Source organism: Micromonospora sp. NPDC048063 (assembly GCF_043202855.1).
In the GTDB taxonomy this organism is placed as follows: domain Bacteria; phylum Actinomycetota; class Actinomycetes; order Mycobacteriales; family Micromonosporaceae; genus Micromonospora.
The window spans coordinates 16,778-41,087 of the sequence record NZ_JBIDBG010000029.1 but is presented as its reverse complement, the minus strand read 5'-3'; the positions used below and the strand labels follow the sequence as shown (position 1 = coordinate 41,087).

The following is a 24,310-nucleotide window of genomic DNA, read 5'->3' as shown; positions in this document are numbered from 1 at the left end:
GCCGACCGGCGTTTCCGCTGGTCGGCGCTTCAGTAGCCCGGCGAAAGGCTATGTGGCCAGGGGCGGGGTCGAACCGCCGACCTTCCGATTTTCAGTCGGACGCTCGTACCAACTGAGCTACCTGGCCGTGTTGCTCGGTTCATGCTACCCGCACGGCGGGCTGTCCGCCGGGAGGGTCACACGCTCCGATACGCAGAACGCCGCGCGTGGTGGGCGCGGCGTCAGCGCTGGCGGTCCTGACGGGACTTGAACCCGCGACCTCCGCCTTGACAGGGCGGCGAGCACTCCAACTGCTCCACAGGACCTAGCTTTGTTGCCTCCGACCGAAGCCGGACCGTGCCCCCAACGGGATTCGAACCCGTGCTACCGCCTTGAAAGGGCGGCGTCCTGGGCCGCTAGACGATGAGGGCGGCCCCGCCATCATTGCACACTCGCAACTTCAAGCGGACTTGCTCCCATCCGGCCCCGCCGGAGGCTTGGATAGCTTACGTGATGGTCGGCCGCTCGACCAAACCGGTATGGCCCTGGCCACAACGAGCCACAAAACCGCAGGTCAGGGCCGGTCTAGCGGAGCCGGGCGATGCCGAAGCGCCGCTTCAGGTCGGTGATCAGGTGCGGGCAGGCGGCCAGTGTCGCGGCCCGATCGCCGCCCCCGTCGTGCAGCAGCACGACCGATCCGGGCCGGGCCGCCGCGCGTACCCGCTTGGTGATCGTCGCGGCGGTGGGCTTGCCCCAGTCCTGCGGGTCGACGTTCCAGTGCAGCGACCGCATGCCCAGCTGCTTGGCGACCGACACCACCTCGGGCGTCCACCGGCCGCCCGGCTGCCGGTAGAACGGCACCTTGGCGCCGGGCACCGCGGCCCGGATCGCCGCGTTGGTGCGGGCCAGGTCGCTGCGGATCTCGGCGACCGGTCGCCGGGCGAGGTCCAGGTCGTGGCGCCAGCTGTGGTTGCAGAGCTGGTGCCCCTCCCGCACGATCCGCCGCACCAGGTCGGGGTGGCGGCGGGCCTGGGTGCCCACCACGCAGAACGTGGCGGTGACCCGCGCCGCGCGGAGGTGGTCGAGGATCTTCGGTGTCCAGACCGGGTTGGGTCCGTCGTCGAAGGTCAGCGCCACGGCCCGTACGCCGGTGCTGCGCTGCAGGCCCGGCGGCAGTTTGCTGGGCAGCGGCCGGACCGGGCGTTTGGGCGGCGGGGTGCTGCGGGTCGGGCGCGGGCTGGCCGTCGGGGTCGGCCCCGGCGGCAGCGGCGCGGAGGCGACGGGGCTGGGGCCGGCCGCCTCCGGCGGGGACGCGGAGGTGTCACCGCAGCCGCCGAGGAGGAGGGCAAGGGCCAGACCGGATGCCAGTACGGCGCGTGGGCGCATCGTTCGCTCCCGAAGGGGGTCGGGGTCGGCGGACCCCCCGACGCTAGTGGACGGCTTTCCGTCCCGGCACCCCGGTCAGCCGGTGGTGGACTGGCCCAGCGAGTCGTGTACGGCCAGCGCGAGCGAGACCGCCTCGGTGAGGTCGAGCGGCCGCACCACCCCGGCGGGCAGCGAGTCCGCCGGCCAGCCGGGCCCGGCGGCGAGCACCAGCAGCGGCCGGCGGGGCGCGGCGAGCAGGGCGGTGAGCTGGGCGGGGTCGGCGGTGGCCGGGGCGTGCGACCAGACGACCACGGCGGCCGGCCCGGTCCGGTTGACCGCCTCGACCAGCGCCGCCGCCGGCACCCGGGCACCGAGCATCCGGTAGCCCACCCCGGCCTCGGCGAGCGCGGCGGCGAGCGCCTCCAGCGGCAGGCTGTGCTGCTCCTCGTCGGCGCAGGAGAGCAGGACGCGCGGCGGCCCGGTGGGCGCGCCGGCCCGGGCGACCGCCGCGAACGCCTCCGACACGCACCGGGACACCAGGTGTTCGACCTCGATCAGGCCGGCGGTGGCCGCGTGCCGCTCCCCGATGCCGACGAGCACCGGGCGCAGCAGCCCGTCCCAGGTGGCGACCACCCCGTCCGCCTCGACGGCGTGCGCGATCGCCTCGCTGATGGCCACCGAGTCCAGCCGCATGGCGGCACGGGCCAGCCCCCGGGCGGCCGGCCCGGCCCGGCCGACCGGGATCGTCGGGCCGCCGCCGTCCCGCGCGCCGGGGGTACGCGCGGGCGGGCGGGCACCGGCGCCGGCGGCGGGTGCGGTCTCCGGCGTCCGACGGGCCCAGCGGGCCGCTTCGGCGGGGGTGACCCCCTGGGCGGTGAGCCGCCGCATGATCTCCAGGCGCGCGAGGTCGGCCGGCGTGTAGCGCCGGTGGTGTCCCGGTACGTGCTCGCTCGGGCCGAGCCCGTAGCGCTGGTGCCAGGTGCGCAGGGTGGTGACGGCGACCCCCAGCTGCCTGGCCACCGCCCCCGCGCTCAGCGCCTCATCGGCCACCCGACCGCTCCGACGCGTCGTCCGCCGGCAGCGCGGAGGGGTTCGTGGCCGCGTTCGGCGGGCCGACGGTCGGCCGCAGCAGCCGGTTCACCACCCCGCCCAGCCAGGGCGCGTACGCGCGGGGATCGGCGTCGAGGTCGGCGGCCAGCTCGACGGGGTCGACCCAGCGCAGTTCGGCCACCTCGTCGGGGTCGGGCAGCAGCGGCGTGCCCGGCCGGAACCCGCCTCGCAGGACGTGGTCGTACTCGAACTCGACCCGGCCGGTGGCCGGGTCCTCGGCGTAGTAGACGTACACCCCGACCTCGGTCAGCTCGACCGGGTCGGCGCCGAGCTCCTCGCGCAGCCGGCGGTTGGCGGCCTCGACCAGCGACTCGCCGGGCACGGGGTGGCCGCAGCACGAGTTGGCCCAGCGCAGCGGGAAGCGGGTCTTCACCCCGGCCCGGCGCTGGAGCAGCACCCGGCCGTCGGGGTCGACGAGCAGCACCGAGAAGGCGCGGTGCAGCTGGCCCGGGGGCTGGTGCGCGGCGGACACGGTGGTCTCGCCCTGTGCGCGCCCGGCGTCGTCGACGAGCTCGACGAGGTGCTTCTCGCGGGTGGTCACGGCAGGTGCCTTTCGGGTGTGCGGGCGAGGGTCATCAGGATTCCCCGGTGATGCGGCCGGCGGCGAGCTTGCCGGAGATGAGCACCATCGGCACGCCGACGCCGGGCTGGGTGCCCGAGCCGACGAAGACCACGTTCGGCAGCGTCCGGTGCAGGTTCGACGGGCGGAACGGGCCGGTCTGGAAGAAGGTGTGCGCGGCGGCGAACGGGGTGCCGGCGGCCATCCCCTGCTCGGCCCACTCGGCCGGGGTGACGGCCCGCAGCACCTCGACGCCCGCGCCGAAGCCGACGTAGCCGCGCTCCTCCAGGGTCCCGACGAGCTGGTCGGCGTAGCGGTCGGTGAGGTCGCCCCGCCAGTCGAACGGCGCCCGGTGGAGGTTGGGCACCGGCGCGAGCACGTAGTAGGTGTGCCGGCCGGCGGGCGCGACCGACGGGTCCGTCCGGCTCGGGTTGGTCACCAGCAGGGACGGGTCGCTCATCAGCTCGCCGCGCCGGATGACCTCATCGAAGGTGCCCTTCCAGGACCGTCCGAAGTGGATGTTGTGGTGGGCGATCCTCCCATATCCCTGCCGGGATCCCACGTGCAGGACCACGCAGGACGGCGAGTAGGTGAGCCTGCGGGGGCGGGTCGGCGGCAGCAGGTCGCGGTAGGCGACCGGCAGGTCGGGGTTGAGCACCACCACGTCGGCCGGGATCAGCTCCCCGTCGGCGGTCAGCACGCCCGTGGCCCGGCCGTTCGCGGTCTCCACCCGGGTCACCGTGGTGTCGTACCGGATCTGCACGCCGTGTTTCTCGGCGGCGCCGGCCATGCCCCGGGAGACCGCGTGGATCCCGCCGCGCGGGAAGTAGACCCCGGCCACCGAGTCGAGATACGCGATGACCGCGTAGATGGCCAGGGCGTCGTGCGGGGCGAGGCCGGCGTACATCGCCTGGAAGGAGAAGATCCGCTGGGTGCGCGGGTCGCGGAAGAACTGGTTGATCTTCGTCTGGAGCCGGCGGAAGGCGCCGCCCGCCAGCAGCCGCAGGAGGTTGCCGGTGAGCAGGTCGGTGGGCGCGTCCAGGTTGCGCTCGATGAAGTCGGCGCGCTCCCACTGCCAGAGCTTCCGGGCGTAGTCGACGAAGCGCAGGTAGCCGTCGGCCTCGCGGGGGCCGCAGACCCGGGCGATCTCGGCGGCCATCCGGGTGGTGTCGGTGATGACGCCCAGCGTCGACCCGTCGGGGTAGTGGGCCCGGTAGGCCGGGTCGAGCGGGGTCAGGTCGAGCCAGTCGTCCAGTTCCTCGCCCACCGCGCCGAGCGCCTCGGCGATCAGGTCCGGCATGGTGAGCACGGTGGGGCCGGTGTCGAACTCGTAGCCGTCGACGCCGAGCCGGCCGGCCCGGCCGCCCGGCACCGGCTCGCGCTCCAGCACGGTCACCTGTCGGCCACTGCCCGCCAGGTGCAGCGCGCAGGCCAGCCCACCCAGGCCGGCGCCGACCACCACCACCCGGTCCGTACGCCCGTGCACGGTGCGCACGCGACCACCCCCCTGTGCGAAGTTGCCCATCAAGCCCGCCGGTTGGTGGCGGCGGTCGCGAGACCGGTCAGCGCGGTGCGGGCCGTCTCGTCGATCGACGCGGCGTCGAGCGCGGCGAGCGCCTCGGCGACCCGGTCGGAGATCATGCGCTCGACCCGGTCCACCGCGCCGGTGTCGGCGACGACGCCGGCGAGCCGGGCGATCTCCGCGTCCGTCACCCCGTCGCCGACCCGGTCCAGCGCGCGCCGCTGGGCCGGCGTGGCGAGCTGCCGGGCGAGCATGAGCAGCGCGGTCGGCTTGCCGGTGCGCAGGTCGTCGCCGGCCGGCTTGCCGGTGGCCGACGGGTCGCCGTAGACGCCGAGCAGGTCGTCGCAGAGCTGGAACGCCTCGCCGACCGCGAGCCCGTAGCGGGTGTACGCGGCGATCAGCGGGGCGTCGGTGTCGACGCCGGCCAGGCAGGCGCCGAAGAGCAGCGGCCGCCGCACCGTGTAGCTCGCGGTCTTGTAGCGGGCGACCCGCAGCGCGCGGTCGACGGACCAGTTCGCCGCGTCGCTCTCGCCGAGCACGTCGAGGTACTGCCCGGCGATCGTCTCCACCCGCATCTGGTCGTAGCAGCGGCGGACGTGGAGCAGCCGGGCCGGCGGCAGGGCGGCGTGCGCGAGGAGCCGGTCGGCCCACACCACGCAGAGGTCGCCGACCAGCACCGCGACCGCCTCGCCGAACCGGCGCGGGTCGCCCCGGTGCCCGGCGGCGGCGTGCCGGGCGGCCTGCGCCACCTGCACGGTCGGCCGGCCGCGTCGAGTGGCGGAGGCGTCCATCACGTCGTCGTGCACGAGGGCGAAGGTGTGCAGCAACTCCAGGGCGGCGAACGCCGGCAGCACGGCCGGCAGGGGCTCCGCGCTCCCCGCGCCGCGCCAGCCCCAGTAGGCGAACGTCGGCCGGACCCGCTTGCCGCCGGCCAGCACGCTGTCGCGCGCCGTCGCGGCGAAGCGGCCCATCGCCGCGTCGATCTCGGCCAGCGAGGCGACCTCGGCGGCCAGGAAGGCGGCCAGGGTGCGGTCCACCGCCGCGACCAGATCCCTCGTGTACGCGGCCAGGACCGCGCCGACGGGGTCGTCCCCGTCTCCCGGGCCTGCCGGCGTGACACGGAGGGTGTTGCCGGCAACTGCGTCGTTGGCCATGCGGCCGAGCGTACCCTAGGGTTACGTCTTGCGTCGATTGGTGCGTCGATACTTGAGGAGGGCCGGTGGACACGGATCTCACCGCTGCCTATGACCGTTGTCGTGAGGTGCACAGACGCCACGGCCGCACCTACTATCTCGCGACCCGGCTGCTGCCCGCCTGGAAACGGCGGCACGTGCACGCCCTCTACGGGTTCACCCGCTACACGGACGAGATCGTCGACCGGACCGAGGAGTTGTCCCCGACCGAGCGCGCGGCGCGGCTCGACGACTGGGCCGGCCGCTTCGTCGCCGGGCTGCACGGCCAGCCGATCGACGACCCGCTGCTCCCGGCCGTGCTGCACACCATCGCCGTCTTCGATCTCGACCGGGACGACTTCGTGTCGTTCCTCAAGAGCATGGCGATGGACCTGACGGTCACCTCGTACCGCACCTACGACCACCTGCTCGACTACATGGAGGGCTCGGCGGCCGTCATCGGCACGATGATGCTGCCGATCCTGGGCAGCTCCGACCCGGCCGCGGCCCGCGAGCCGGCGCGCCAGCTCGGCTTCGCCTTCCAGCTCACCAACTTCATCCGGGACATCGGCGAGGATCTCGAGCGCGGGCGGACGTACCTGCCCGACGACGACCTCGCCCTGTTCGGCGTCACCCGAGAGGAGCTGACCGAGGCCCGCGCCCGGGGGCGCGCCACGCCCCGGATCCGGGAGCTGATCGCGTACGAGGTGGGCCGCGCCCAGGCGCACTACGCCGCCGCGGCACCCGGTATCACGCTGCTCGCGCCCGCCTCGCAGGCGTGCATGCGCACCGCGTACGCGCTCTACGGCGGCATCCTCGACGAGGTGGCCGCGCAGGGCTACGACGTCTTCGCCGGCCGGGCACTGGTGTCGCGACGCCGCCGGCTGGCGGTGGCCGCCCGCGCCCTGCTCACCCCGACCGGCACGCCCGTGGTGATCCCCGGGCCCGCCCGGGCGCCCGCCCCGGTCCCCGTGCCGAGCCCGTGACCGTTTGCCGTCCGGCTCCGGCGGTCGCACCCCGGGCCGGCGGCGCGCCCGACCCGGGTGCCCGTGGCGCCGGACGCCCGCTGGCCGCACCCGCCCGAGGCGGTCGGAGCGGGTCAGAGGCAGGAGTGCAGGGCGTCCACCAGAGCGTCGACCCGGTCGTGGTCGGCCAGGTGGGACGTGGCGTAGGCGAAGGTGTAGCCGCGCGCGGGGTCGGCCCAGGCGGAACTGCCGCCGATCCCGCCCATGCCCCAGCTCCCGTCCTCCTCCCACTGCATGCCCAGCGTCCACCGGGTGCGCCGGCCCAGCAGCAGGTCGTCGCCGTCGTACTGGACCCGCGTCGCCTCGGCCACCAACTCCGGGCCGAACAGGCGTACGCCGTCGAGGACGCCGCCGGCGAGCAGGCCCGCGTAGAGCCGGGCCAGGGCACCCGCCGTCGAGTGCAGGTTGACCGCCGGCACCTCCGCGCCCCGCCAGAGCGGGCCGTTCACCACCGCCAGGTCCCGTCCGCCGGGCGGGTTGTCCAGCGCCCGCGCCCGGAGGGAGCCCGGCGCACCGGCCACCCGGTCCGGCCACCCCGGGTCGCCGTACCGCAGCTCGGCGCAGCGCCGCCGGTCCGCCTCGCCGAGGCCGAAGCCGAGGTCCAGCCGCCACGGCCCGGCGATCTCCTCGGCCAGGAAGCGGCCCACCGACCGCCCGTCGACCTGCCGCACCAGCTCGCCCACCAGATGCCCGTACGTCCAGGCGTGCTCGCCCGCGACGGAACCCGGCGGCCACTCCGGCCCGGCGGCGGCGAGGTCGGCGCAGAGCAGATCCCAGTCGGCGATCGCGGCGGCGGGCCGGGCCACCGGGAAGGCCGGCAGCCCGGCGGTGTGCGTGAGCACCTGCCGGACGGTGGCCGGGGTGCGGAAGCCGGGCCAGTGCGCGGAGACCGGGTCGTCCAGGTCGAGCCGGCCCCGGTCGACCAGCATCAGCAGGCAGAGCGCGGCGACCGGCTTGCCGACCGAGTAGACGTTCACCAGCGTCTCCGGCAGCCACGGCCGCCCCGGCGACCGTTCCCCGCCGACGATGTCGACGACCGGCTCCCCGTCGTACCAGACCGCCAGGCCGGCCCCGGTCTCCCGGCCGGTGGCGAGCAGGTCGGCGAAGCAGTCGTGGACGGCGGAGAAGCGGGCGCGCATCCGGCCACCGTAGGCGGCCGACGACCACCCGGGCAGCGAATATCGCGCCGGCCGGGTGGTCGGAGACCGGGTGGTGCGGAATGCTGGCGGGATGGCGGAGCCGGAACTGGTGGACGTGGTCGTGGTCGGGCTCGGGGTCGGCGGCGAGGAGGTGGCCGGGCGGCTCGCCGAGGCCGGGCTGACCGTCGTCGGCGTCGAGCGTGACCTGGTCGGCGGGGAGTGCCCGTACTGGGGGTGCATCCCGAGCAAGATGATGATCAGGGCTGCCAACGCGATCGCCGAGGCGCGCCGGGTCGACGGGCTCGCCGGCACCGCCCAGGTCCGGCCCGACTGGGCGCCCGTGGCGAAGCGGATCCGCGAGGAGGCCACCGACACCTGGGACGACACGGTCGCCGTGGAACGCTTCACCGGCAAGGGCGGCCGGTTCGTCCGGGGCAGCGCCCGCCTCGACGGCCCCGGCCGGGTCCGGGTCGGCGAGCGGGTCTTCCAGGCCCGGCACGGGATCGTGCTCGGCACCGGCACCAAGCCGTCCGTGCCGCCCGTCGACGGGCTGGCCGACACGCCGTACTGGACCAACCGCCAGGCGATCGAGGTCGAGGAGTTGCCGGAGTCGCTGCTGGTGCTGGGCGGCGGCGCGATCGGCCTGGAGCTGGCCCAGGTGTTCGCCAGGTTCGGCGTCCGGGTCACCGTCGTCGAGGCGGCGGACCGGGTGCTCGCGGTCGAGGAGCCGGAGGCGTCCGAGGTGGCCGCCGCCGCGCTGCGCGCCGACGGGGTGGAGATCCACACCGGCGTACGGGCGGAGCGGGTCCGCCACGACGGGCGCGGCTTCACGCTGCACGGGGCCGACGGGGCGGAGTTCACCGGGCAGCGGCTGCTGGTGGTGACCGGCCGCCGCGCCCACCTCGACGAGTTGGGCCTGGACACCGTCGGGGTGGACGCCGGCCAGCGGTACCTGGCCGTCGACGACCGGCTGCGCGTCACCGACGGGATATGGGCGGTCGGCGACGTCACCGGGGAGGGCGCGTTCACCCACGTCGCCATGTACCAGGCGGGGATCGTCGTCGCCGACGTGCTCGACCACGCCCGGCGCGCCGACGGCGGGCCGGACGCCAGCGGCACCGCCCGCGTGACGGGCGGCGCGGCCGGCGCGGTCAGCGCGTCCGGCACCACCGGGTCGGGCGCCTCCGCCGGCGCGGTGCCGCGCGCCGACTACCGCGCGCTGCCCCGGGTCACCTTCACCGACCCCGAGATCGGCGCGGTCGGCCTCACCGAACGGCAGGCCCGCGAGCGCGGGATCAACGTGCAGGTCGGCCTCGCCGAGCTGCCGTCGTCGGCGCGCGGCTGGATCCACCGGAGCGGCAACGAGGGCTTCGTCAAGCTGGTCGCCGACGCCGACCAGGGCGTGCTGATCGGCGCGACGTCGGTCGGGCCGGCCGGCGGCGAGGTGCTCTCCGGGCTGGTGGTGGCGGTGCACGCGGCTGTGCCGCTGGCCCGGCTCCGGCACATGATCTACGCCTACCCGACGTTCCACCGGGCCATCGAGGACGCGCTGCGGCACCTGCGCTAGACGGTCGCGCCGCCGCGCCCGCGCTAGACGGCCGCGCCGTGCCGCCCGGCGCCGGCGGCGAACCGGGCCGCCCCGGCCGCCGCGTCGGCGGCGAGCGAGCCCATCCCGTACGCCAGCTCGGTCGCCAGCGCCGCCGGCTCCGGCTGGCCGGTGCCGGCCAGCACGGCGGCCCGGTCGTTGCGCAGGCAGGTCTGCGGGTGCCGGGCGATCTCGGCCGCCAGCCGCTCGGCCGCCGCCCGCGCCTCACCCGGGGCGACCAGCCGGTTCACCAGCCCCATCGCGTACGCCTCCTCGGCCGGCACCGGCCGGCCGGTGAGGATCAGGTCCATCGCCCGGCTCTCGCCGATCAGCCGGGGCAGCCGGACCGTCCCCCCGTCGATCAGCGGCACCCCCCAGCGCCGGCAGAACACCCCGAGGACCGCGTCGGACTCGGCGACCCGCAGGTCGCACCAGAGCGCCAGCTCCAACCCGCCGGCCACGGCGTGACCGGAGATCGCGGCGATCACCGGCTTGCCGAGCGTCATCCGGGTCGGGCCCATCGGGCCGTCCCCCTCCGGCTCGACCCGGTTGCCGCTCGGGGTGCCGATCGCCTTCAGGTCGGCCCCCGCGCAGAACGTGCCGCCGGCGCCCCAGAGCACGGCCACCGCCGCGTCGGGGTCGGCCTCGAAGGCGCGGAACGCGTCGGCCAGGGCCCGGGCCGTCGGCCCGTCGACCGCGTTGCGGGCCGCCGGGCGGTCCAGGATCACCGTGGTCACCGGCCCGTCGTGCTCGACGCGTACGCCCATCGGCACAGCATGCCCCGGTGGTGCCGACGGCGCCAGGGGGCGTCAGCGCGCCTTCGCGGCGCCGGGCCGGACCAGGGTCGCGCCCAGCGCGGCGCCGACCACGCACGCCACCCCGGCCGCCTGCGGCCAGGCCAGCAGCTCGCCCAGCAGGACCAGCCCGACCAGCGCGCCGATCGCCGGCTCCAGGCTGAGCAGGATCGCGAAGACCCGGGCCGGCATCCGGCGCAGCGCGGCCAGTTCGGCCGAGTACGGCAGCACCGACGACAGCAGTGCCACCACGACGCCCAGCGCGAGGGTCCACGGGTCGAGCAGCGCCGTGCCGCTGCCGGCGACCCCGAACGGCAGTACGGCGAGCGCGGCGACGGCCATTCCCAGCGCTAGGCCCCGGCTGCCCGGCACGCGGGCGCTGACCGCCTTGCCGAGCAGCACGTACCCGGCCCAGCCGACCGCGATGGCGACGCACAACAGCAGCCCCACCCGGTCCACCCCGGTCCCGCCGAGCCCGCTGATCAGCAGCACCCCGCCGCCCGCCAGGACCGCCCACGCCACGTCGGCGGGCCGGCGGCTGCCGGCGAGCGACACCAGCAGCGGCCCCGCGAACCCGATGGTGACCGCCACGCCGAGCGGCACCCGGTGCAGCGCCGCGTAGAAGGCGAGGTTCATCAGCGCCAGGGTGAGCCCGAACGCCCCGACCAGGCCGGCGGCGCGCCAGCCCAGCCGCAGCCCGGGCCGGGCCACGAGCAGCAGGATCAGCGCGGCGAAGCCGAGCCGCAGCGTGGTCGTACCGCCGGCGCTGGTGCTGCCGAAGAGTTGCTTGGCGACGGCCGCACCGACCTGGGTGGAGAGCATGCCCAGCAGCATCAGCAGCGGTGGCGGCACGGCCCGGGGTCGGCCGAGGGCGACGGTCAGTCGGGCCGCCGGGTGGCCGGCCGGCAGCGGGCGGGAGGCGAGTGCGTACACCCGGACCACACTGGTCGCGGACGGCGCGGCCCGCGACCGGATTTCCCCGCCCGGCCGGCGGATCCGGGCGGCGGTCCGATCCCCGGCGGGTCCGGCCCCTGGCGGGTTCGGCCCTGGCGGGTCCGGCCGGGTGGCGGATCCGGGTGGCGGTCCGGTCCCTGGCGGGTCCGGTCCCTCACGGGTCCGGCCCTCACGGGTCCGGTCGGGCGGCGGCGGGGCGGCGGACGCAGGCGTCCGACTGGCCCAGCAGCGCCGGTCCGGTTGGCGCGGCGCTAGCATGCCGGGCGGCACGATCATGTGAGGTGCCCCGCGCGAGCGGGGAGAATCGGGAAGCCGGTGCGAATCCGGCACGGGCCCGCCGCGGTGACCGGGGAGCCACCGTCCACGCGCGAGAGCGCAGCCACTGGCCCGCACGGGCCGGGAAGGCGGACGGCCAGGCGTCGATCCGGGAGTCCGAAGACCGGCCTCGCGGTCAGGTGCCCACGCCCCGAGCGTGGGCCGAGCGCAGCGGGAGCCTGCCTTGGATCTCTACGACGTCATTCATCGCCGCCGGGACGTCCGCGGCCAGTTCACCGGGGCACCGGTGCCCGACGAGACGCTGCACCGCGTCCTGACCGCGGCGCACGCCGCGCCGAGCGTTGGCTACTCCCAGCCCTGGGACTTCGTACTCGTCCGCGACCCCGAGTTGCGGCGCCGGTTCCACGAGCACGTCCAGGCCGAGCGGGACACCTTCGCCGCCACCCTGGACGGGGAGGCGGCCGAGCGGTTCGCCCGCATCAAGATCGACGGGGTGCTGGAGTCCACCCTGTCCGTGGTGGTCACCTACGACCCGGCCCGCGGTGGCGCCGCCGTGCTCGGGCGGCACGCCATCGCCGACACCGGGCTCTACTCGGCCTGCCTCGCCATCCAGAACCTCTGGCTGGCCGCCACCGCCGAGGGGCTCGGCGTCGGGTGGGTGTCGTTCTACCGGGAGCCCTGGCTGGCTGAGCTGCTCGGCATCCCCGACGGCGTACGGCCGGTGGCGTGGCTCTGCCTCGGGCCGGTCACCCACTTCGAGGCCGTGCCCGACCTGGCCCGGCACGGCTGGCGGCAGAAGCGCCCGCTGGCCGAGGCGATCCACCACGACCGCTGGACGTCGCCGGACCGCTGACCTCACCACCGCGGAAGGGCTGGGCCCATCCGGCCGGGCGCGCCTGGTTCCGGGCCGGCAGAAACCTCGTCACGCACCGCTGCGGATCCGTCACCGGATACCGGTTTGCGGTCGCTCCTGCCGGGAAGTCGGTACGGGTGCGAGCACTCATGACGAAGATCGAGCAGGCCTCCGCGCTGGACCGGATCGGCGACCGGTTGCAGCGGGCCGTCCAGGCCACCCTCCGCCCAAGGCGCGTTCGCGACCTGCTGCACGGTGTCTGGCTGGGGCACCCGCTGCACCCGGCGATGGTGCAGGTGCCGGTCGGCGCGTGGCTCAGCACGGCCGTGCTGGACCTTATGCAGGGGCAGCGCCGCGCCGCCACCACGCTGTGCGCGGTGGGCACCATCAGCGCCCTGCCGGCTGCGGTCGCCGGGCTCAACGACTGGGCAGCCCTCGCCCGAGACCAGCGCCGGATCGGCCTGGTGCACGCCGCCTCCAACAGCATCGGCCTGGCGTTCTACGCCGGCTCCGTGGCCGCCCGGATGACCGGCCGGCACAACCTCGGCCGTACGCTCGGCTTCCTCGGGCTCAGTGCCGCGAGCACGGGGGCGTACATCGGCGGGCACCTGGCGTACAAGCAGGGCGCGCAGGTCAACCAGAGCATCTCCGAGCTGCACCGGATGAGCGACGGCTGGCACTCGATCGCGGACATGTCCGCCCTGCCGCAGCGAAAGCTGATCACCCGGGAGATCGACGACGTCTCGGTGATCCTCTACCGGCACGGCGACGAGGTCACCGTGATGCTGGAGCGCTGCCCGCACCAGAGCGGCCCGCTCGGCAAGGGCGAGGTGCAGGAAATCGACGGGCACGCGTGCGTGGTCTGCCCGTGGCACGGCAGCACGTTCCGGCTCAACGGCGGCGAGGTCGTGCACGGGCCGTCCGGCAACGACCAGCAGGTCCTGCCCACCCGCATCGTCAACGGCATGCTGGAGACCCGCCTCCCCTGACCCACCCCACCCCACCCCCTCCCTCACACCGCCCCACCCCTCACGCCGGTTGATCTCTCACGCCGGTTGATCTCTCACGCCGGTTGATCATGAAGTTGTTGCCGTCCTGATCGGCGTTTCGCTGCAACAACTTCATGATCAACGAGGGCGTCCGGGGGTGGGTTAGGGGCGGCGGTGGCGGCCGATTAGGGGGTCGCGGGTGGTGTCCGCGTGGGCGCCGGCCAGCGGGCGGGGGGTGGTGGGCGCGTCGCTGTGGCCGCCCGGGGTGGTGCTGTCGCGGGGGATCGCGGTCGTCCCGGTGTGGGTGGCTGCGCCGGCGCCCCGGGGCGCCGCGTCCCGTCCGGTTCCGTCGTGTGCCGTCCGGCCCCGTCCGGTTGCCTTGCGTCCGGTCGCGCGTCCGCTTCCGCTGCGGCTGCCTCCGTCCCGCCCGGCACCCCCGGTGCCTCGACGGCATGTGGTGGCGGTGCGGGCCGCGCCTGCCGGTACGCGGGCGGGGCGGCCGCGCAGGCCAAGGACCGCGCCGAATTGCGCGCCGACGATGCTCGCCACCGCGAGGACGGCGGAGACCGCGAGTGGTCGGTTCACGCGGTCGGGCTCGCCGGCCCGGGCCGCTCCGACCGTCAGTGTCGGGGCCTCGTCGCCGGTCGCGTCGGCCGGCGGCGGCGCCGGGGCCTGCGCCGGGGGCGGGGGTGTCGCCCGCTCCGGGGTGACCTGTTCAGGGGTGGGCTGCGGGGCCGGCCGGGCCGGCAGGGGTGCGGTGGGCCGGGCGACGAGGCGGCCGGTGGCGTGCCGGCGGGCACCCCGGTCCTCGGCCTCCTGCGGGAGCTTCAGCAACTGGCCCGGGTGGATCCGGTCCGGGTCGTCGATACGGTTCAGCGCGGCCAGTTCACGGTAGTCGTCGAAGTCGTCGAGGTAGCGCTCGGCGACCCTGCCCAGGTGGTCGCCCCGGGCCACCCGGTAGACCACCGCCCCGTCGGCCGAGGCCGCCGGAGCAGGCTGCGCCGCCGAGGCCGGCCAGGTGGCCTGTGGCGGAACAGCCATCGGCGCGTTTGCGATCGGCGCTGCCGGCAGGGCGTACGGGCCGGCGATCGCCGTCGCCGCGCTCGCCGCCGGGCTGGCCGCGATGATCAGCGCGACCGACCCGACCAGGGCGGCGGCGGCCCGCTGCTGGCGGCTCATGCCCGGCAGCCGGGGTGCCGGCCGGCGCAGCGCCTGCGCGCAGAGTTCCACCAGCACGGAGAAGGCGAACGTCGCCCACCCGAACCACCCGGCCAGCGCCAGCGCGCGCAGGAAGAGGCGCCCGTCGTCGCGGCTGGTCAGCGTCGCGCCGATCTCCCCGACGGTGGGCAGGTGGTCGGGCAGCGGGTTGCCGGCGAGAGCGAGCAGCGCCACCGGCGCGCCGACCAGCACCGCGCAGAGCACGACGAGCGCGCCGAACCCGGTCAGGATCCGTCCGGTCCGCCGTACGACGGAACGACCCGAAGCGGCCATGGCTGCCTTCCTTCCTACGGTGCTCCGGTGAGCGGCCGCGCGCTCGCCTCGCCGGAGACGGTGACGGTCTCGTCGAAGCCGAACAGGCCGAGCATGGCTCTGTGGTGGGTGACGGTGACGCGTACGCGGACCCGGGTCTCCCCGTCGACGACCGGGAAGCTGACGGTGTGGTCGGCGGCGCCGGCGGCGGCGAGGTAGTCGGCGACGGCCCGGCGGGCCTGCGGCCGGTTGATCCGGGTGGGCCCGCCCTCGATGGCGGTGGCCCGGTCGATGGCCTGACCGCCGGCCCGGGCGGCCTCGGCCGCGAGGTTGTCGGCCCGCTGCAACGTGCGCAGTTGGCCGGCGCCGTCGAAGGCCATGCCGATGACGGCGAGGATCCCGACCATCGCCACCGCGAGGAAGACGCTCACCCGCCCCTCGTCGCCGGGGGTGGCGGGAGCCGGCCAGACCCGACCGGCGGTCATCGCCGGCTCCGGTAGCGGTCCAGCGGCGAGGTGAAGCTCGCCGACACCCGCGTGCCGGCGGGCATCCCCGGCAGGACGGACAGGTGCAGGTCCCGGTAGGAGACGGTGCAGGCGATCCGCACGGTGACCGAGGCGTCCTGCCCGGCGGGGCTGCGGAACGCCGCGTCGAGGGTGGTGGGCCTGCCGCGTACCGCGCCGCTGAAGGTCACCTCCGGGCTGCCCGCGCAGTCCAGGCCCCGCCAGTCGAGCTGCCGGCGGGCCGCGTCCCGCGCCTCCGCACGGGCGGTGCGGGCGTCCCGGGAGATCGACGCGGCGCGGGCGGCGTCGTGGGCGGCGGCCTCGATCGCCTCGGCCGCCACGGCGGTACGCCCCGTGACCCCGGCCAGCACGATCAGCGCGATGAAGGCCGGGGCGAGCACCGCCACCTCGATCGAGACCGAGCCACGCTCGGCGGTACGGCTCACGGCGTGGTCCACCGTTCCACCGTCCCGTGGGCGGTCTGCCGCACCGGGAAGTCGACCCCGGGGACGACCGACAGGGAGCGACCGCGCACCGTGCAGGTCACCTCGGTCCTGGTGCTCTCGCAGCTCGGGGCGGGCTTGTCCCAGTCGACGAGCCAGCCGCCGGCGGCCCGCAGGAACCGGGTGGCCCGGGCCTCGCCGGCCCCGGGCGGCGCCTGGTGCAGCCGTTGCGCGTTGACGGCGCTCTGCGCGGCGTTCAGCGCGGTGGACCGGGCGACGAACCAGGCGGCGGTCTGGATCGAGGCGAAGAGCAGCAGCAGGATCGCCGGCATCGCCACCGCCAGCTCGACCGGGTTGGCCCCCCGGTCGGTCCCGCCGGCTGCCAAACGCCGGGCGACGGCCAGGCCGGGGCGCCGAGCGGCGGCTGGACCGGGGCGGCGGGCGGCGGCTGGTGCGGGCGGCCGGGCGGCGGCCAGGGCAGGGCACCGGGCGGCGGTGACCGCCCGGCGCCCCGGCGAGGAGTCTGCGCGGCTCACGGATCAGGGCTACTTCGGGTCCTGGTGCTTCGGGATGTTGTCCATCCAGTCGTTGGCCGCGCCGAGGGCGGCGGCGGTGACCGCCATCGCGACGGCGACCAGGCCGAAGATGATCACGGCGGTGGGTACGGGGCTGTCCCCCCGTTCGCCGTCGCGGCGCAGCTCGGCCAGCCGCGCCGCCAGCGCGACGTGCAGGTAGGTGATGACGGACATGACGAGCTCCTTCTCTCGGGGTCGGATCAGAGGCGGGCGATGAACGGGTAGACGGCGAAGCCGAGCAGGACGAAGACGAGCAGCGCCCCGGGGATGTCGAGGCGGCTGGTCACCCCCTCGGCCCGGGCCAGGTTGTCGGTGCGGATCTGGTCGCGTAGTGAGTCCGCGCGGCTGCGCAGGGTCTCGTGCACCTGCGCGCCCTCGCTGCCGGAGGAGCGCATGATCGCCCCAACGTCGCCCAGCTCCGGGATGCCGATGCGCTCGGCGAGGTCGCGCAGTTCGTCCCAGGGCGAGTGCATCTGCATCTGGGCGATCCGCAGCGCCTCGGAGATGCGGTCGAAGACCCAGCCGTCGCAGACCGCCGCCGCCCGTTCCAGCGACTGCACCGGCCCGTGGGCGGCGGCGAGCTGCAACGCGACCAGGTCCAGGTAGGTGCAGACAGCCTGGCGGAACTCGTCGCGGGCCCTGTCCGCCCGGTCCAGCACCGCCCGGTGCGCGACCAAGGCGCAGAGCAGCGCCAGCCCGAGGCTGCCGAGCACGGGCACGACCACCGGCAGCCGTACGCCGACGGCGAGGAGGGTGCCCCCGAGCAGCGTCGGGGCGGCGAGCCCGATCAGCGCGGAGAGCAGCATCGACAGGGCGTACTGCTCGGGGGTCCGGTCGATCAGGGCGAGCTGCCGGTGCGGTGGCCGTAGCCAGCGGCTCAGCCCGGTCAGCCACTCCAGCCGCCGGTCGGCGGGGGCGGTGAGCTGCCCGCCGCCGGGCGGCTGGTGCAGCCGGCGCAGCGCGGGCCCGAGCGCCGGGGTGGCCGGCACCAGTTCGCGGACCACCAGGAAGGCGCCCAGCCCGACGGCTGCCCCGCCGCACACGGCGAGCGCGAGCTGCCAGTTGAGGACCACCAGGCTCAAGCGAGCACCTCCTGCGGGTCGGGGGCGGGCAGGAAGCGCGCCGGCCGGCGCGGCTGGCTCATCGATCGCACCCAGGCCAGCAGGCCGACGAAGGCCGCGCCGAGGGCCGCCATCACGAGCTGCCCGAAGGGCGTGCCGTACGGGCTGACGTACTCGGTGTTGAGCAGCCCGTACGCGACGGTGGCGAGGGTCATCCCGGTGAGGAAGCGGACCGCGAACCGGGGCTGGGTGCGCTTCGCCTCGATCTCCCGGCGGGTGGCCACCTCGGCCGCCGCCGCGTGCGCGATCGAGCCGAGCACGTCGCCGAGGCGTTCGCCCCGGTCGGTCACGTGCAGGATCAGCGCCGCCACCACCTGGTCGCAGACCGGGTCGCCGATCTCGTCGGCGAAGGCGAGCAGCGCGGAGCGGGCCAGCCAGCCGGCCTGGAGGCGGGCGGCGAGCAGCCGTACCTCCTCCTGGATCTCCTCGGGCGCGGTGGCGACCGTGCCGATGATCGTCTGCTGGAGTCCCTGGCCGGTGGCCGAGACGTCCTTGAGCCGGCGGGTCCACTCACCGACCGCCTCGATCCGGGCGATGGCCCGCTGCTCGGCCTTGCCGACCGAGAACAGCCACGGGATGCCGGGGACCGCCACCACGACCAGCAGGCCGACCACCGGCAGGCCGGTGACCAGGAAGGCCAGCGCGCCGGCGACCAGCGCGCCGACCAGTAGGGCCTGGTGCGCCCGCTGCTCGCGCGGGGTGGCGCCGGAGCCCTTCCACAGGCGCTCCAGCCCCCGGCCCGCGCCGGGCCCGCCGGGCGGCCGGCGGGTGCCGACGAGCGCGACGACCGCCAGCAGCAGCCCGGCGACGCAGGCGGCCCCGGAGACCACCGCGACGAGTTCGACGTTGTCCAGCACCGCGGGTCACCGCCGCCCGAGCCGGGTCTGCCGGGGCCGCCGCCAGGCGCCCGTGCCGGCCTCGATCCACCGGCCGAGCAGCCGGGCGTCGTAGCCGACCCGGAGGAGCTGGGCGCGGATCCGCTCGGGCAGGTGCCGGGGCACCGCCCGCCCGTCCGGCCCGGGACCGAACACCTGTGTGGTGGTGATCCGGTTGCCGTCGCCCACGCCGATGACCTCCTCGACGTGCGAGACGAAGCGGTGCTTGCGCCCGCCGATCGCGGTCTCGTCCTCGACGGTGACGTAGACGATCAGGTCGAGCGCGTTGCCGGCCATCCGGCGGGCCTGGTCGACGGTCATCTCCCGGCCGTGCGCCAGCGCCAGCTCGATGATCCGCTCGCTCACCCCGGCGGGCGTACGCGCGTGGATGGTGCACATCGAGCCGCGGCTGGTCGTCATGGCCTGGAGCATCGGGACGATCTCCCGGGACCGGACCTCGCCGACGATGATCCGCAGCACGCCCATCCGCAGCGAGACGGGGATCAGGTCGGCGATGCTCACCTCGCCGGCGGGGCGGCCGTCCGGCCCGCGCTCGCCGTGCCCCTCCCGGGCCTCGAAGCTCATCACCGCCCGGTGCTTGAGCCGGCGGCGGGCCGGCAGCAGCTCCCGGCTCTCCTCCAGCAGCACGTACGGCTCGTCGGCCGGGATCTCGTCCATCAGCGCCCGGATGACCGTGGTCTTCCCGGCCCCGGCCAGGCCGGCCACCATGATGTTCAGCCCGGCCCGCATGGAGGCGCGCAGGAAGTCGCGCACCAGCGGGTCGATCATCTCGTCCAGGTCGCCCCGGCCGCCGGCGAGGTCGTCGAGGCTCACGTCCAGCGTGTTGTGCTTGCGGATCACCGCGTACGGGCGGTGGCTGACCAGGAACACCGCGGCCAGCCGGCTGCCGTCGGGCAGTTGCAGGTCGAGGGTGGGCTTGGAGGTCGACAGCGACCGCTCGGTGGCCCCGGCGCGGCGGGCCGCCGCCTGGAGGATCTCCACCAGTTCGTCGTCGCTGTCGGCGATCGGCTCGGCCCAGTCCACCCCGCCGCCGTGCCGGGTGACGCGCACCTGGTCGCAGCCGAGGATGTGCACCTCCTCGATGGTGTCGTCGACCAGCAGCGTCTGGAGGCGGCCGAGCCCGGCCAGCTCGGCGGTCACCTGGTCGAGCAGGAGCCGCTCCTCGCTGGCCGCCATCGGGGTGCCCGCGCGGCGCACCGCGTCGGCGTACTCGGCCACCACCGCGACCGCGAGCCGGGCGCGCTCGGTGTCCTCCTCGTCGACGGTGAACTCCCGGCCGCGCTGCCACCGGGTGAGCCGTTCGCTGAGTTCCCGGCGCAGCTCGCGGACCACGTGGAAGTCGGTCCGGGCCCGGGGCGGCGGCTCCGGCGGTGGCCCGGCCAGCGGCACCGGAAGTGGCGCCGGCTGGTGGTGCCGCCCGTTGGGCGGGGGCAGCGGCGGCGTGGTGGAGGTGACGCCGGGTGGTGCGGTGGCAGTGGCACCGGGCGGGGTGGCGGTGCCGGGCGGCTGTCGGCGCGGATCGGCGGAGACCGGTTCAAACCGCATCCGGCACCCCCTGCGACACGGGCCAGGCCAGCCGGGCGCGCCGCCGCTCCAACAGCGCCCCGACCGGCACCTCCAGGGCCCCGGCCGCGCGCATCAGCGGCCGACCGGCCCGCACGGTGCCGCCCAGGCTGAGCACCTCGGCCGTACGCGGGTCGTCCGGCAGCCGGGCGACCACCGGCAGCCGCAGCGCCTTGCTCACCTCGCCGCTGCCGTGGCCGTCGCCGACCAGCAGCAGCCGCAGACTGCCCGGCGGCACCCGGTGCTCGGCGAAGTCCCGCTCGATCGCCCTGACCATCGCGCGGGTGCCGGACAGGTCGGGCAGCCGGGCGCGGCTGACCAGCAGCACCACCGAGGCCGCGCGCAGGATCGGCCAGGGCGGACCGACGACGTGCAGCCGCCCGCAGTCGACGAGCAGGTCGTACGGCGGGTCGCCGCGTTCCAGGCTGGCGAAGAAGTCGGCGAACCGCTGCCAGAGCGGGGTGACGCTGCCGGCCTGTGCGGGGTCGACGACGCCGGGCATCAGCAGCCGTTCCCGCTTCGGCGCGTCCAGGTCGACCAGTTGCGACCAGAACGCGGTCTCCAGGTTGCCGTCGCGCAGCTCGCCGACCGCCAGCTCGCCGATGCCCCGGGGGCCGTCGAGCGCACCGCCCAGGTAGCCGGCGAGGATGGACCCGCCGGCCGGGTCGCACTCGGCGAGCACCAGCCGCCGATGCCAGGTCAGGGCGCAGGCCAGGGCGGAGGTGGTGACGCCCGGGGAGCCCTTCGCCGAGACCAGCGCGATGATCGCCATGCTCAGGCCGCCTCGGTCAGCACGACGGCGATCCGTTCCTGCGCGGAGAGCGCCACCACGGCCGGCACGTCCCGCACGGCGAGCGCCAGGTAGACCACCACCTCGTCGTCATCGTCGGATGTCGCGGTGTCGATGACCGTCGCCTCGAACCGGGTGGCGGCGCCCACCGGGCGGTCGTCGTTGCCGTCCGGCGTGCTGACCAGCAGGACCTTGTCGCCGGGGTGCAGCTCGCGGGCGGGCACCTCGGCGGGCCCGAGACCCAGCGCGAGCTGCTGCTGCCCGGGGCCGAGCAGCGGGTCGTCGGTGAGCTGGGCCATGGTCAGCAGCGTCCCGGGGGTCAGCGACACGGCGGCCCGCTTGCCGAGCACCTCGTCGAGCCGGCCGGCCGGGACCGGGGACAGGCCCTGGCCGCCGGCCACCTGCACCGGCATCAGGTCGTCGGCGCCGATCTGCCGGCCGACCTCGACCGGTCGGGCCACGGCGAGGTAGCTGCCGGTGGCGCGTACGGAGGTGACCGCGAACGCCGCCCCCAGGCCGCCGAGGGCGATCAGCAGCACGGCCAGGCCGAGCAGCCCGGGTCGCATCCGGCGCTGCCGCACCACCTTCGGCGGGGCGATCGGCGCGTCCACCGGTCCGGTTCCGTTCCGGGTAGCCACACTCATTCCGACACCACCTGTAGTTCGTTGATCCGGACCGGGACCGTCCCCGTGGTCCGGTTGACCGGGATGACGCCGCTCTGACCGCCGCCTTCCCAGGTCACCGTCCAGTACGTGGTGGCCCGCACCCGGTAGTCGCCGGCCTTCGGGTAGCCGCTGTCGTAGCCGCAGTCGGGGGACCGGCGGCCGGCGTGCGGGCCGTCGGCCCGGTACGGGGTGCCGGCGCCGGTGCAGGTGACCGTGCGGCCGTTGCCCATGTCCCAGACGATCCGGTCGAACGTCGCCGTGATGCTGACGGTCAGGCCCCGCTCGGTCTCCGACGCCTGCTGGGTAGGCCCGAAGTACTTCCGGTCGTGGCTGCTGCCCCACATCCAGACCGGCAGCCCGACCAGGCCGGGGCCCTTGCTGCGGCGGGGGGCGACCGCGATCCGGGGCGCCGCGATGGTGATCTTGGCCAGCGCCCGCCGGGCGAGTTCCTCCGGGTCGGGCGGCGCGCCGAAGCCGGGCGGCGGGGCGTCGCGCAGGACCGTGGTCTGGGCGCCGAGGTCGCCGCCGTTGCAGGTGCGCACGTACCACTGTTTGCCCTCGGGGGCATCGAGCTGGGGCTGGGCGAGCTTGTAGTAGCAGCCGTCGCCGTTGTTGAACCAGCCGAGCACGTCGTCGTAGCACTTCACCGTGCGGCCGTTCCACTGGCACTTCCCGCCGCCGCCACCGCCGCCCGAGTCGCCGCCCCCGCCGGTGTCCCCGCCGCCGCCCGGGCCGCCTGGGGTGCCGGGGTCGTCGTCCCAGACGCTGCAGTCGCTCTGCCCGGGCGGGCACTCCGCGCCGGGGTCCGCGCGCCCCGCGGCGGGTGCGGACACGGCCGCCCCGAGCGCCAGCAGCAGCGCCAGGCCGGCGCCGGCCAGCGCCCGGCGGGTCGCTCCGGCCCCGGTCCCGGCGGTGCGCGTGCGGGTCGCCCCGGCCCCGCTCGGCGCGACGGCCGGGGCGCCCCCTCCTTCCCAGGTCAGCACGGCAGGTCCTCGTGGGCGGCGCCGGCGCTGATCAGCCAGCGGCCGTCCGGGTACCGGGTGGCGGTCGCGGTGGCCAGGTGCCGGGTCCCCCCGGTGCCGGGGACGACCCGCTTGTCCCTGGCGTAGACCAGGCGGTAGCCGGTCGCGTCCAGGCAGTCCTGGATCTCCACGGTGGGCGGGCTCGAATCCAGGCTCACCGACGTCACGGTGGGGTCGGAGACCAACGTGCCGGTACGCATCGCGCCGTGCTCCTTCGTCTCGCGGATGGACAGCCGGACCCGGGTCAGCAGCGGGTCGGCGAGGAACCGCGACAGGTCCGGGTGGTGGGGGTCGCTGCGCCCGCTCGCCGTGCGGGACGCGGCGAGGTACCCGGCGTACGCGGCCAGGGCCGCCTTCCTGGCTGCCTGCTCGTCGACGTCCCGATGGGTCGGGGTTGGGGCGCCACCGGCGGGAGCCGCCCGGGTGGTCGTCGCCGGGGCGGCGCCGCAGGCCGTGACCGCCGCGACCGCCGCGATGGCGAGCAGGCGGGCCGTCAACCGGCCGAGCTGCCGTCCGCGCACGTCGTGCCTCCTCGGTGGCCGTCCGGAGGCCGGCGCACCGGCTCCGGGCATGCGGTGGCGCGGCCGAATGGGGCCATCCGGACCTGTCGGAAAGCGTCGCCGCATTCGCCATTACGGATATCTACAAATGCAGGCCCTGGTTTGTCCCTGTCGTTTCGTCGCGGGGTTGCACCGCACCCAAGGGGCGAGCATAGGCTGACGTCCGCCGATGCAACAGAGGCAATTCAGATGGATACCGTGAGTGATGACAGGTGGTGGCGCCGGGTGGCTGCGGGCGGTGCGGTCGAGTCGGGTCGCGGTCTTCCGCGGTGCGGTTGGGAAAGTCGACGCGGTGGGAGTCCGTCCAGTGGGCGAGTGGGCGTCGTGGTCGTCGGGGGCTGTCCCGGACGCGGCGACTGGTCCGATCCGTCCCCCGTCCCGACGTATCGACATTCCATTCGTATGGGATTCCCGCTCATGTGGTCGCGCCATTTCCGCGTGCATTTCCGCGATTCCGGCGGGAGGGGCGCAGGCCGTCGCGCCCGTTACCGGCCGGCCGGGCCGTCACTACCCTCCGTGTCGTGCCCCGGCGTCCGGCGGGAGGACCCCTCATGGCGCTGACCGAACCGTCGGTGCTGGCGGAGCCCGCCGGGCCGCCGCCGGTCGCCTCCCGTGTCGCGCGGGCGCTGGCCGTCCTCGCCCTCGGCCCGGTGCTCCGCCTCGCCGCGATCCGGTACGCCGTACCGCCGGGGGTGGCCACCAGGACCGGGTGCGACGCCTGCGGCGCTCCGATCGGGCTGGCCCGGCCGTGGCCGGCGCTGGGTCCGGCGGCCCGGTGCGGGCGGTGCCGGGCGCGCGTCGGCCCGCCGCCCGGCGCGGTCGAGCTCGCCGTGGCGGGGGCGCTCGGGGTGCTGCTGCTGGTCGGTCCGCCCGCTGCGGTGCTGGCCGCCACCGCCTGGTGGCTGGGCTGGGCGATTCCCCTCGTCTTCGTCGACGCGGCCGTGCACCGGCTGCCGGACCGGCTCACCTGGCCCGCCGCGGCCGGCACCTGGCTGCTGCTCGGCGTGGCCGCGCTCGCCGGGGCGGGGCCGGAGCCCTGGCTGCGGGCCACCGTGGCCGGGGCGGGGCTGGCGCTGTTCTTCGCCACCACCACGCTGCTGCTCGGCCGGCGCGGGTTCGGCCTCGGCGACGCCAAACTGGCGCTCGGCGTCGGCGCCCTGCTGGGCTGGTACGGCTGGGCCCTCCCGGTGGCCGGGCTCGTGCTCGCCCTGCTGCTCTCCGGGCTGGTCGGTGTCGCGCTCCTGGCCACCCGCCGCGTCGGCTGGCGCAGCCACCTCCCCTTCGGCCCCTTCCTGGCCTGCGGCGCGGTCGCCGCCCTCCTCCTCCCCTAACCCCGCCCCCGCGCTCTCGCCCCGCGATCTTGCACTTGTGGCCCGCGAT

The 24,310-nt window shown here is 75.8% G+C and carries 24 protein-coding genes, 3 tRNA genes, 1 pseudogene and 1 riboswitch; of the genes and pseudogenes, 5 read left to right on the top strand and 23 right to left on the bottom strand.

The genetic code is table 11. The features are described 5' to 3' along the window. Nucleotides 1-53: 53 nt before the first annotated feature. The 8 genes from ACGFZ2_RS33295 to ACGFZ2_RS33260 form a co-directional block, all read right to left on the bottom strand. Nucleotides 54-127 (bottom strand) — tRNA-Phe (locus tag ACGFZ2_RS33295). Nucleotides 128-228: 101 nt separating this feature from the next. Then, a tRNA-Asp gene (locus ACGFZ2_RS33290) sits at nt 229-305 on the bottom strand. A 32-nt stretch (nt 306-337) separates the two neighbouring features. Next, a tRNA-Glu gene (locus ACGFZ2_RS33285) sits at nt 338-410 on the bottom strand. A 154-nt stretch (nt 411-564) separates the two neighbouring features. Continuing rightward, nucleotides 565-1,365 (bottom strand): polysaccharide deacetylase family protein, encoded by an 801-nt coding sequence (locus tag ACGFZ2_RS33280; RefSeq protein ID WP_393460742.1) that lies wholly within the window; start codon nt 1,363-1,365, stop codon nt 565-567. Between the two features lie 75 nt (nt 1,366-1,440). Next, on the bottom strand, nt 1,441-2,394 hold the full coding sequence (locus tag ACGFZ2_RS33275; protein ID WP_393460739.1) for a MerR family transcriptional regulator: 954 nt from the start codon (nt 2,392-2,394) through the stop codon (nt 1,441-1,443). Continuing rightward, on the bottom strand, nt 2,384-2,995 hold the full coding sequence (idi, locus tag ACGFZ2_RS33270) for an isopentenyl-diphosphate Delta-isomerase (protein ID WP_393260514.1): 612 nt from the start codon (nt 2,993-2,995) through the stop codon (nt 2,384-2,386). The genes ACGFZ2_RS33275 and idi overlap by 11 nt, the downstream gene beginning before the upstream one ends. A gap of 34 nt (nt 2,996-3,029) precedes the next feature. Beyond that, nucleotides 3,030-4,538 carry a phytoene desaturase family protein gene (gene crtI, locus ACGFZ2_RS33265; RefSeq protein WP_393460736.1) on the bottom strand — a complete coding sequence of 503 codons (1,509 nt, stop codon included), beginning with the start codon at nt 4,536-4,538 and terminating at the stop codon, nt 3,030-3,032. After that, complete coding sequence (locus ACGFZ2_RS33260; RefSeq protein ID WP_393260518.1) at nt 4,538-5,689, bottom strand: polyprenyl synthetase family protein; 1,152 nt, start codon at nt 5,687-5,689, stop codon at nt 4,538-4,540. Before ACGFZ2_RS33260 ends, crtI begins: the two co-directional genes overlap by 1 nt. Nucleotides 5,690-5,754: 65 nt before the next feature. Between ACGFZ2_RS33260 and ACGFZ2_RS33255 the strand changes: the two genes are divergently transcribed. Further along, nucleotides 5,755-6,693: a phytoene/squalene synthase family protein gene (locus ACGFZ2_RS33255; protein WP_393460733.1), complete on the top strand. Its 939-nt coding sequence runs from the start codon at nt 5,755-5,757 to the stop codon at nt 6,691-6,693. A 113-nt stretch (nt 6,694-6,806) separates the two neighbouring features. Here the strand turns inward: ACGFZ2_RS33255 and ACGFZ2_RS33250 are convergent, their stop codons facing one another. After that, complete coding sequence (locus ACGFZ2_RS33250) at nt 6,807-7,871, bottom strand: serine hydrolase domain-containing protein (protein WP_393460730.1); 1,065 nt, start codon at nt 7,869-7,871, stop codon at nt 6,807-6,809. Between the two features lie 91 nt (nt 7,872-7,962). Between ACGFZ2_RS33250 and ACGFZ2_RS33245 the strand changes: the two genes are divergently transcribed. After that, the gene (locus ACGFZ2_RS33245) at nt 7,963-9,438 is read left to right on the top strand and encodes a dihydrolipoyl dehydrogenase family protein (protein WP_393460727.1); all 1,476 of its coding nucleotides are present in this window, start codon (nt 7,963-7,965) and stop codon (nt 9,436-9,438) included. 23 nt (nt 9,439-9,461) lie between these two features. Here the strand turns inward: ACGFZ2_RS33245 and ACGFZ2_RS33240 are convergent, their stop codons facing one another. After that, nucleotides 9,462-10,223, bottom strand: a complete 762-nt coding sequence (locus ACGFZ2_RS33240) for a crotonase/enoyl-CoA hydratase family protein (RefSeq protein ID WP_393460724.1) — start codon at nt 10,221-10,223, stop codon at nt 9,462-9,464. 42 nt (nt 10,224-10,265) lie between these two features. Beyond that, nucleotides 10,266-11,183 carry a DMT family transporter gene (locus ACGFZ2_RS33235; protein WP_393460721.1) on the bottom strand — a complete coding sequence of 306 codons (918 nt, stop codon included), beginning with the start codon at nt 11,181-11,183 and terminating at the stop codon, nt 10,266-10,268. Between the two features lie 283 nt (nt 11,184-11,466). Then, nucleotides 11,467-11,667, top strand: a riboswitch (cobalamin riboswitch). Nucleotides 11,668-11,703: 36 nt separating this feature from the next. On the opposite strand from ACGFZ2_RS33235, the gene bluB reads away from it, so the two are divergent. Together bluB and ACGFZ2_RS33225 are read left to right on the top strand one after the other, a co-directional pair. Further along, nucleotides 11,704-12,333: a 5,6-dimethylbenzimidazole synthase gene (gene bluB / locus ACGFZ2_RS33230; protein WP_393260528.1), complete on the top strand. Its 630-nt coding sequence runs from the start codon at nt 11,704-11,706 to the stop codon at nt 12,331-12,333. Between the two features lie 149 nt (nt 12,334-12,482). Further along, nucleotides 12,483-13,322 (top strand): Rieske 2Fe-2S domain-containing protein, encoded by an 840-nt coding sequence (locus tag ACGFZ2_RS33225; RefSeq protein ID WP_393260531.1) that lies wholly within the window; start codon nt 12,483-12,485, stop codon nt 13,320-13,322. A 444-nt stretch (nt 13,323-13,766) separates the two neighbouring features. Here the strand turns inward: ACGFZ2_RS33225 and ACGFZ2_RS33220 are convergent. The 12 genes and pseudogenes from ACGFZ2_RS33220 to ACGFZ2_RS33165 all read right to left on the bottom strand — a co-directional run. After that, a pseudogene (locus tag ACGFZ2_RS33220) lies at nt 13,767-14,813 on the bottom strand (LysM peptidoglycan-binding domain-containing protein); the annotation flags it as partial. Between the two features lie 14 nt (nt 14,814-14,827). Continuing rightward, the gene (locus ACGFZ2_RS33215; RefSeq protein ID WP_393460719.1) at nt 14,828-15,277 is read right to left on the bottom strand and encodes a pilus assembly protein TadG-related protein; all 450 of its coding nucleotides are present in this window, start codon (nt 15,275-15,277) and stop codon (nt 14,828-14,830) included. Continuing rightward, nucleotides 15,274-15,753: a TadE/TadG family type IV pilus assembly protein gene (locus ACGFZ2_RS33210; protein ID WP_393260534.1), complete on the bottom strand. Its 480-nt coding sequence runs from the start codon at nt 15,751-15,753 to the stop codon at nt 15,274-15,276. Before ACGFZ2_RS33210 ends, ACGFZ2_RS33215 begins: the two co-directional genes overlap by 4 nt. Further along, nucleotides 15,738-16,214: a TadE family protein gene (locus ACGFZ2_RS33205; protein ID WP_393460748.1), complete on the bottom strand. Its 477-nt coding sequence runs from the start codon at nt 16,212-16,214 to the stop codon at nt 15,738-15,740. Before ACGFZ2_RS33205 ends, ACGFZ2_RS33210 begins: the two co-directional genes overlap by 16 nt. A 69-nt stretch (nt 16,215-16,283) precedes the next feature. Further along, a complete protein-coding gene (locus ACGFZ2_RS33200; protein ID WP_350702076.1) occupies nt 16,284-16,487 on the bottom strand; it encodes a hypothetical protein in 204 nt (67 codons plus the stop codon). 26 nt (nt 16,488-16,513) lie between these two features. Next, nucleotides 16,514-17,386 carry a type II secretion system F family protein gene (locus ACGFZ2_RS33195; RefSeq protein WP_393260669.1) on the bottom strand — a complete coding sequence of 291 codons (873 nt, stop codon included), beginning with the start codon at nt 17,384-17,386 and terminating at the stop codon, nt 16,514-16,516. A gap of 5 nt (nt 17,387-17,391) precedes the next feature. After that, a complete protein-coding gene (locus tag ACGFZ2_RS33190) occupies nt 17,392-18,291 on the bottom strand; it encodes a type II secretion system F family protein (RefSeq protein WP_393460716.1) in 900 nt (299 codons plus the stop codon). A gap of 6 nt (nt 18,292-18,297) precedes the next feature. Next, nucleotides 18,298-19,875 carry a CpaF family protein gene (locus tag ACGFZ2_RS33185; protein ID WP_393460713.1) on the bottom strand — a complete coding sequence of 526 codons (1,578 nt, stop codon included), beginning with the start codon at nt 19,873-19,875 and terminating at the stop codon, nt 18,298-18,300. Then, entirely contained in the window at nt 19,865-20,665 is an 801-nt protein-coding gene (locus tag ACGFZ2_RS33180; RefSeq protein WP_393460710.1) for a ParA family protein, read from the bottom strand. Before ACGFZ2_RS33180 ends, ACGFZ2_RS33185 begins: the two co-directional genes overlap by 11 nt. 2 nt (nt 20,666-20,667) lie before the next feature. Next, on the bottom strand, nt 20,668-21,327 hold the full coding sequence (locus ACGFZ2_RS33175; RefSeq protein WP_393260543.1) for an SAF domain-containing protein: 660 nt from the start codon (nt 21,325-21,327) through the stop codon (nt 20,668-20,670). Continuing rightward, entirely contained in the window at nt 21,324-22,226 is a 903-nt protein-coding gene (locus ACGFZ2_RS33170; RefSeq protein WP_393260672.1) for a hypothetical protein, read from the bottom strand. The genes ACGFZ2_RS33175 and ACGFZ2_RS33170 overlap by 4 nt, the downstream gene beginning before the upstream one ends. 98 nt (nt 22,227-22,324) lie before the next feature. Beyond that, nucleotides 22,325-22,891 (bottom strand): hypothetical protein, encoded by a 567-nt coding sequence (locus tag ACGFZ2_RS33165; protein WP_393260545.1) that lies wholly within the window; start codon nt 22,889-22,891, stop codon nt 22,325-22,327. A 596-nt stretch (nt 22,892-23,487) separates the two neighbouring features. Here ACGFZ2_RS33165 and ACGFZ2_RS33160 point away from each other — a divergent pair. After that, a complete protein-coding gene (locus ACGFZ2_RS33160; RefSeq protein WP_393460745.1) occupies nt 23,488-24,261 on the top strand; it encodes a prepilin peptidase in 774 nt (257 codons plus the stop codon). Nucleotides 24,262-24,310 lie beyond the last annotated feature (49 nt).

What these genes read in the sequence shown, in the direction of transcription:
- ACGFZ2_RS33280 (WP_393460742.1), bottom strand. Translation starts at nt 1,365, where the DNA reads ATGCGCCCACGCGCCGTACTGGCATCCGGTCTGGCCCTTGCCCTCCTC.
- ACGFZ2_RS33240 (WP_393460724.1), bottom strand. Translation starts at nt 10,223, where the DNA reads ATGGGCGTACGCGTCGAGCACGACGGGCCGGTGACCACGGTGATCCTG.
- crtI (WP_393460736.1), bottom strand. Translation starts at nt 4,538, where the DNA reads ATGGGCAACTTCGCACAGGGGGGTGGTCGCGTGCGCACCGTGCACGGG.
- ACGFZ2_RS33260 (WP_393260518.1), bottom strand. Translation starts at nt 5,689, where the DNA reads ATGGCCAACGACGCAGTTGCCGGCAACACCCTCCGTGTCACGCCGGCA.
- ACGFZ2_RS33180 (WP_393460710.1), bottom strand. Translation starts at nt 20,665, where the DNA reads ATGGCGATCATCGCGCTGGTCTCGGCGAAGGGCTCCCCGGGCGTCACC.
- ACGFZ2_RS33215 (WP_393460719.1), bottom strand. Translation starts at nt 15,277, where the DNA reads ATGACCGCCGGTCGGGTCTGGCCGGCTCCCGCCACCCCCGGCGACGAG.
- ACGFZ2_RS33250 (WP_393460730.1), bottom strand. Translation starts at nt 7,871, where the DNA reads ATGCGCGCCCGCTTCTCCGCCGTCCACGACTGCTTCGCCGACCTGCTC.
- ACGFZ2_RS33200 (WP_350702076.1), bottom strand. Translation starts at nt 16,487, where the DNA reads ATGTCCGTCATCACCTACCTGCACGTCGCGCTGGCGGCGCGGCTGGCC.
- ACGFZ2_RS33225 (WP_393260531.1), top strand. Translation starts at nt 12,483, where the DNA reads ATGACGAAGATCGAGCAGGCCTCCGCGCTGGACCGGATCGGCGACCGG.
- ACGFZ2_RS33245 (WP_393460727.1), top strand. Translation starts at nt 7,963, where the DNA reads ATGGCGGAGCCGGAACTGGTGGACGTGGTCGTGGTCGGGCTCGGGGTC.
- ACGFZ2_RS33185 (WP_393460713.1), bottom strand. Translation starts at nt 19,875, where the DNA reads ATGCGGTTTGAACCGGTCTCCGCCGATCCGCGCCGACAGCCGCCCGGC.
- ACGFZ2_RS33175 (WP_393260543.1), bottom strand. Translation starts at nt 21,327, where the DNA reads ATGAGTGTGGCTACCCGGAACGGAACCGGACCGGTGGACGCGCCGATC.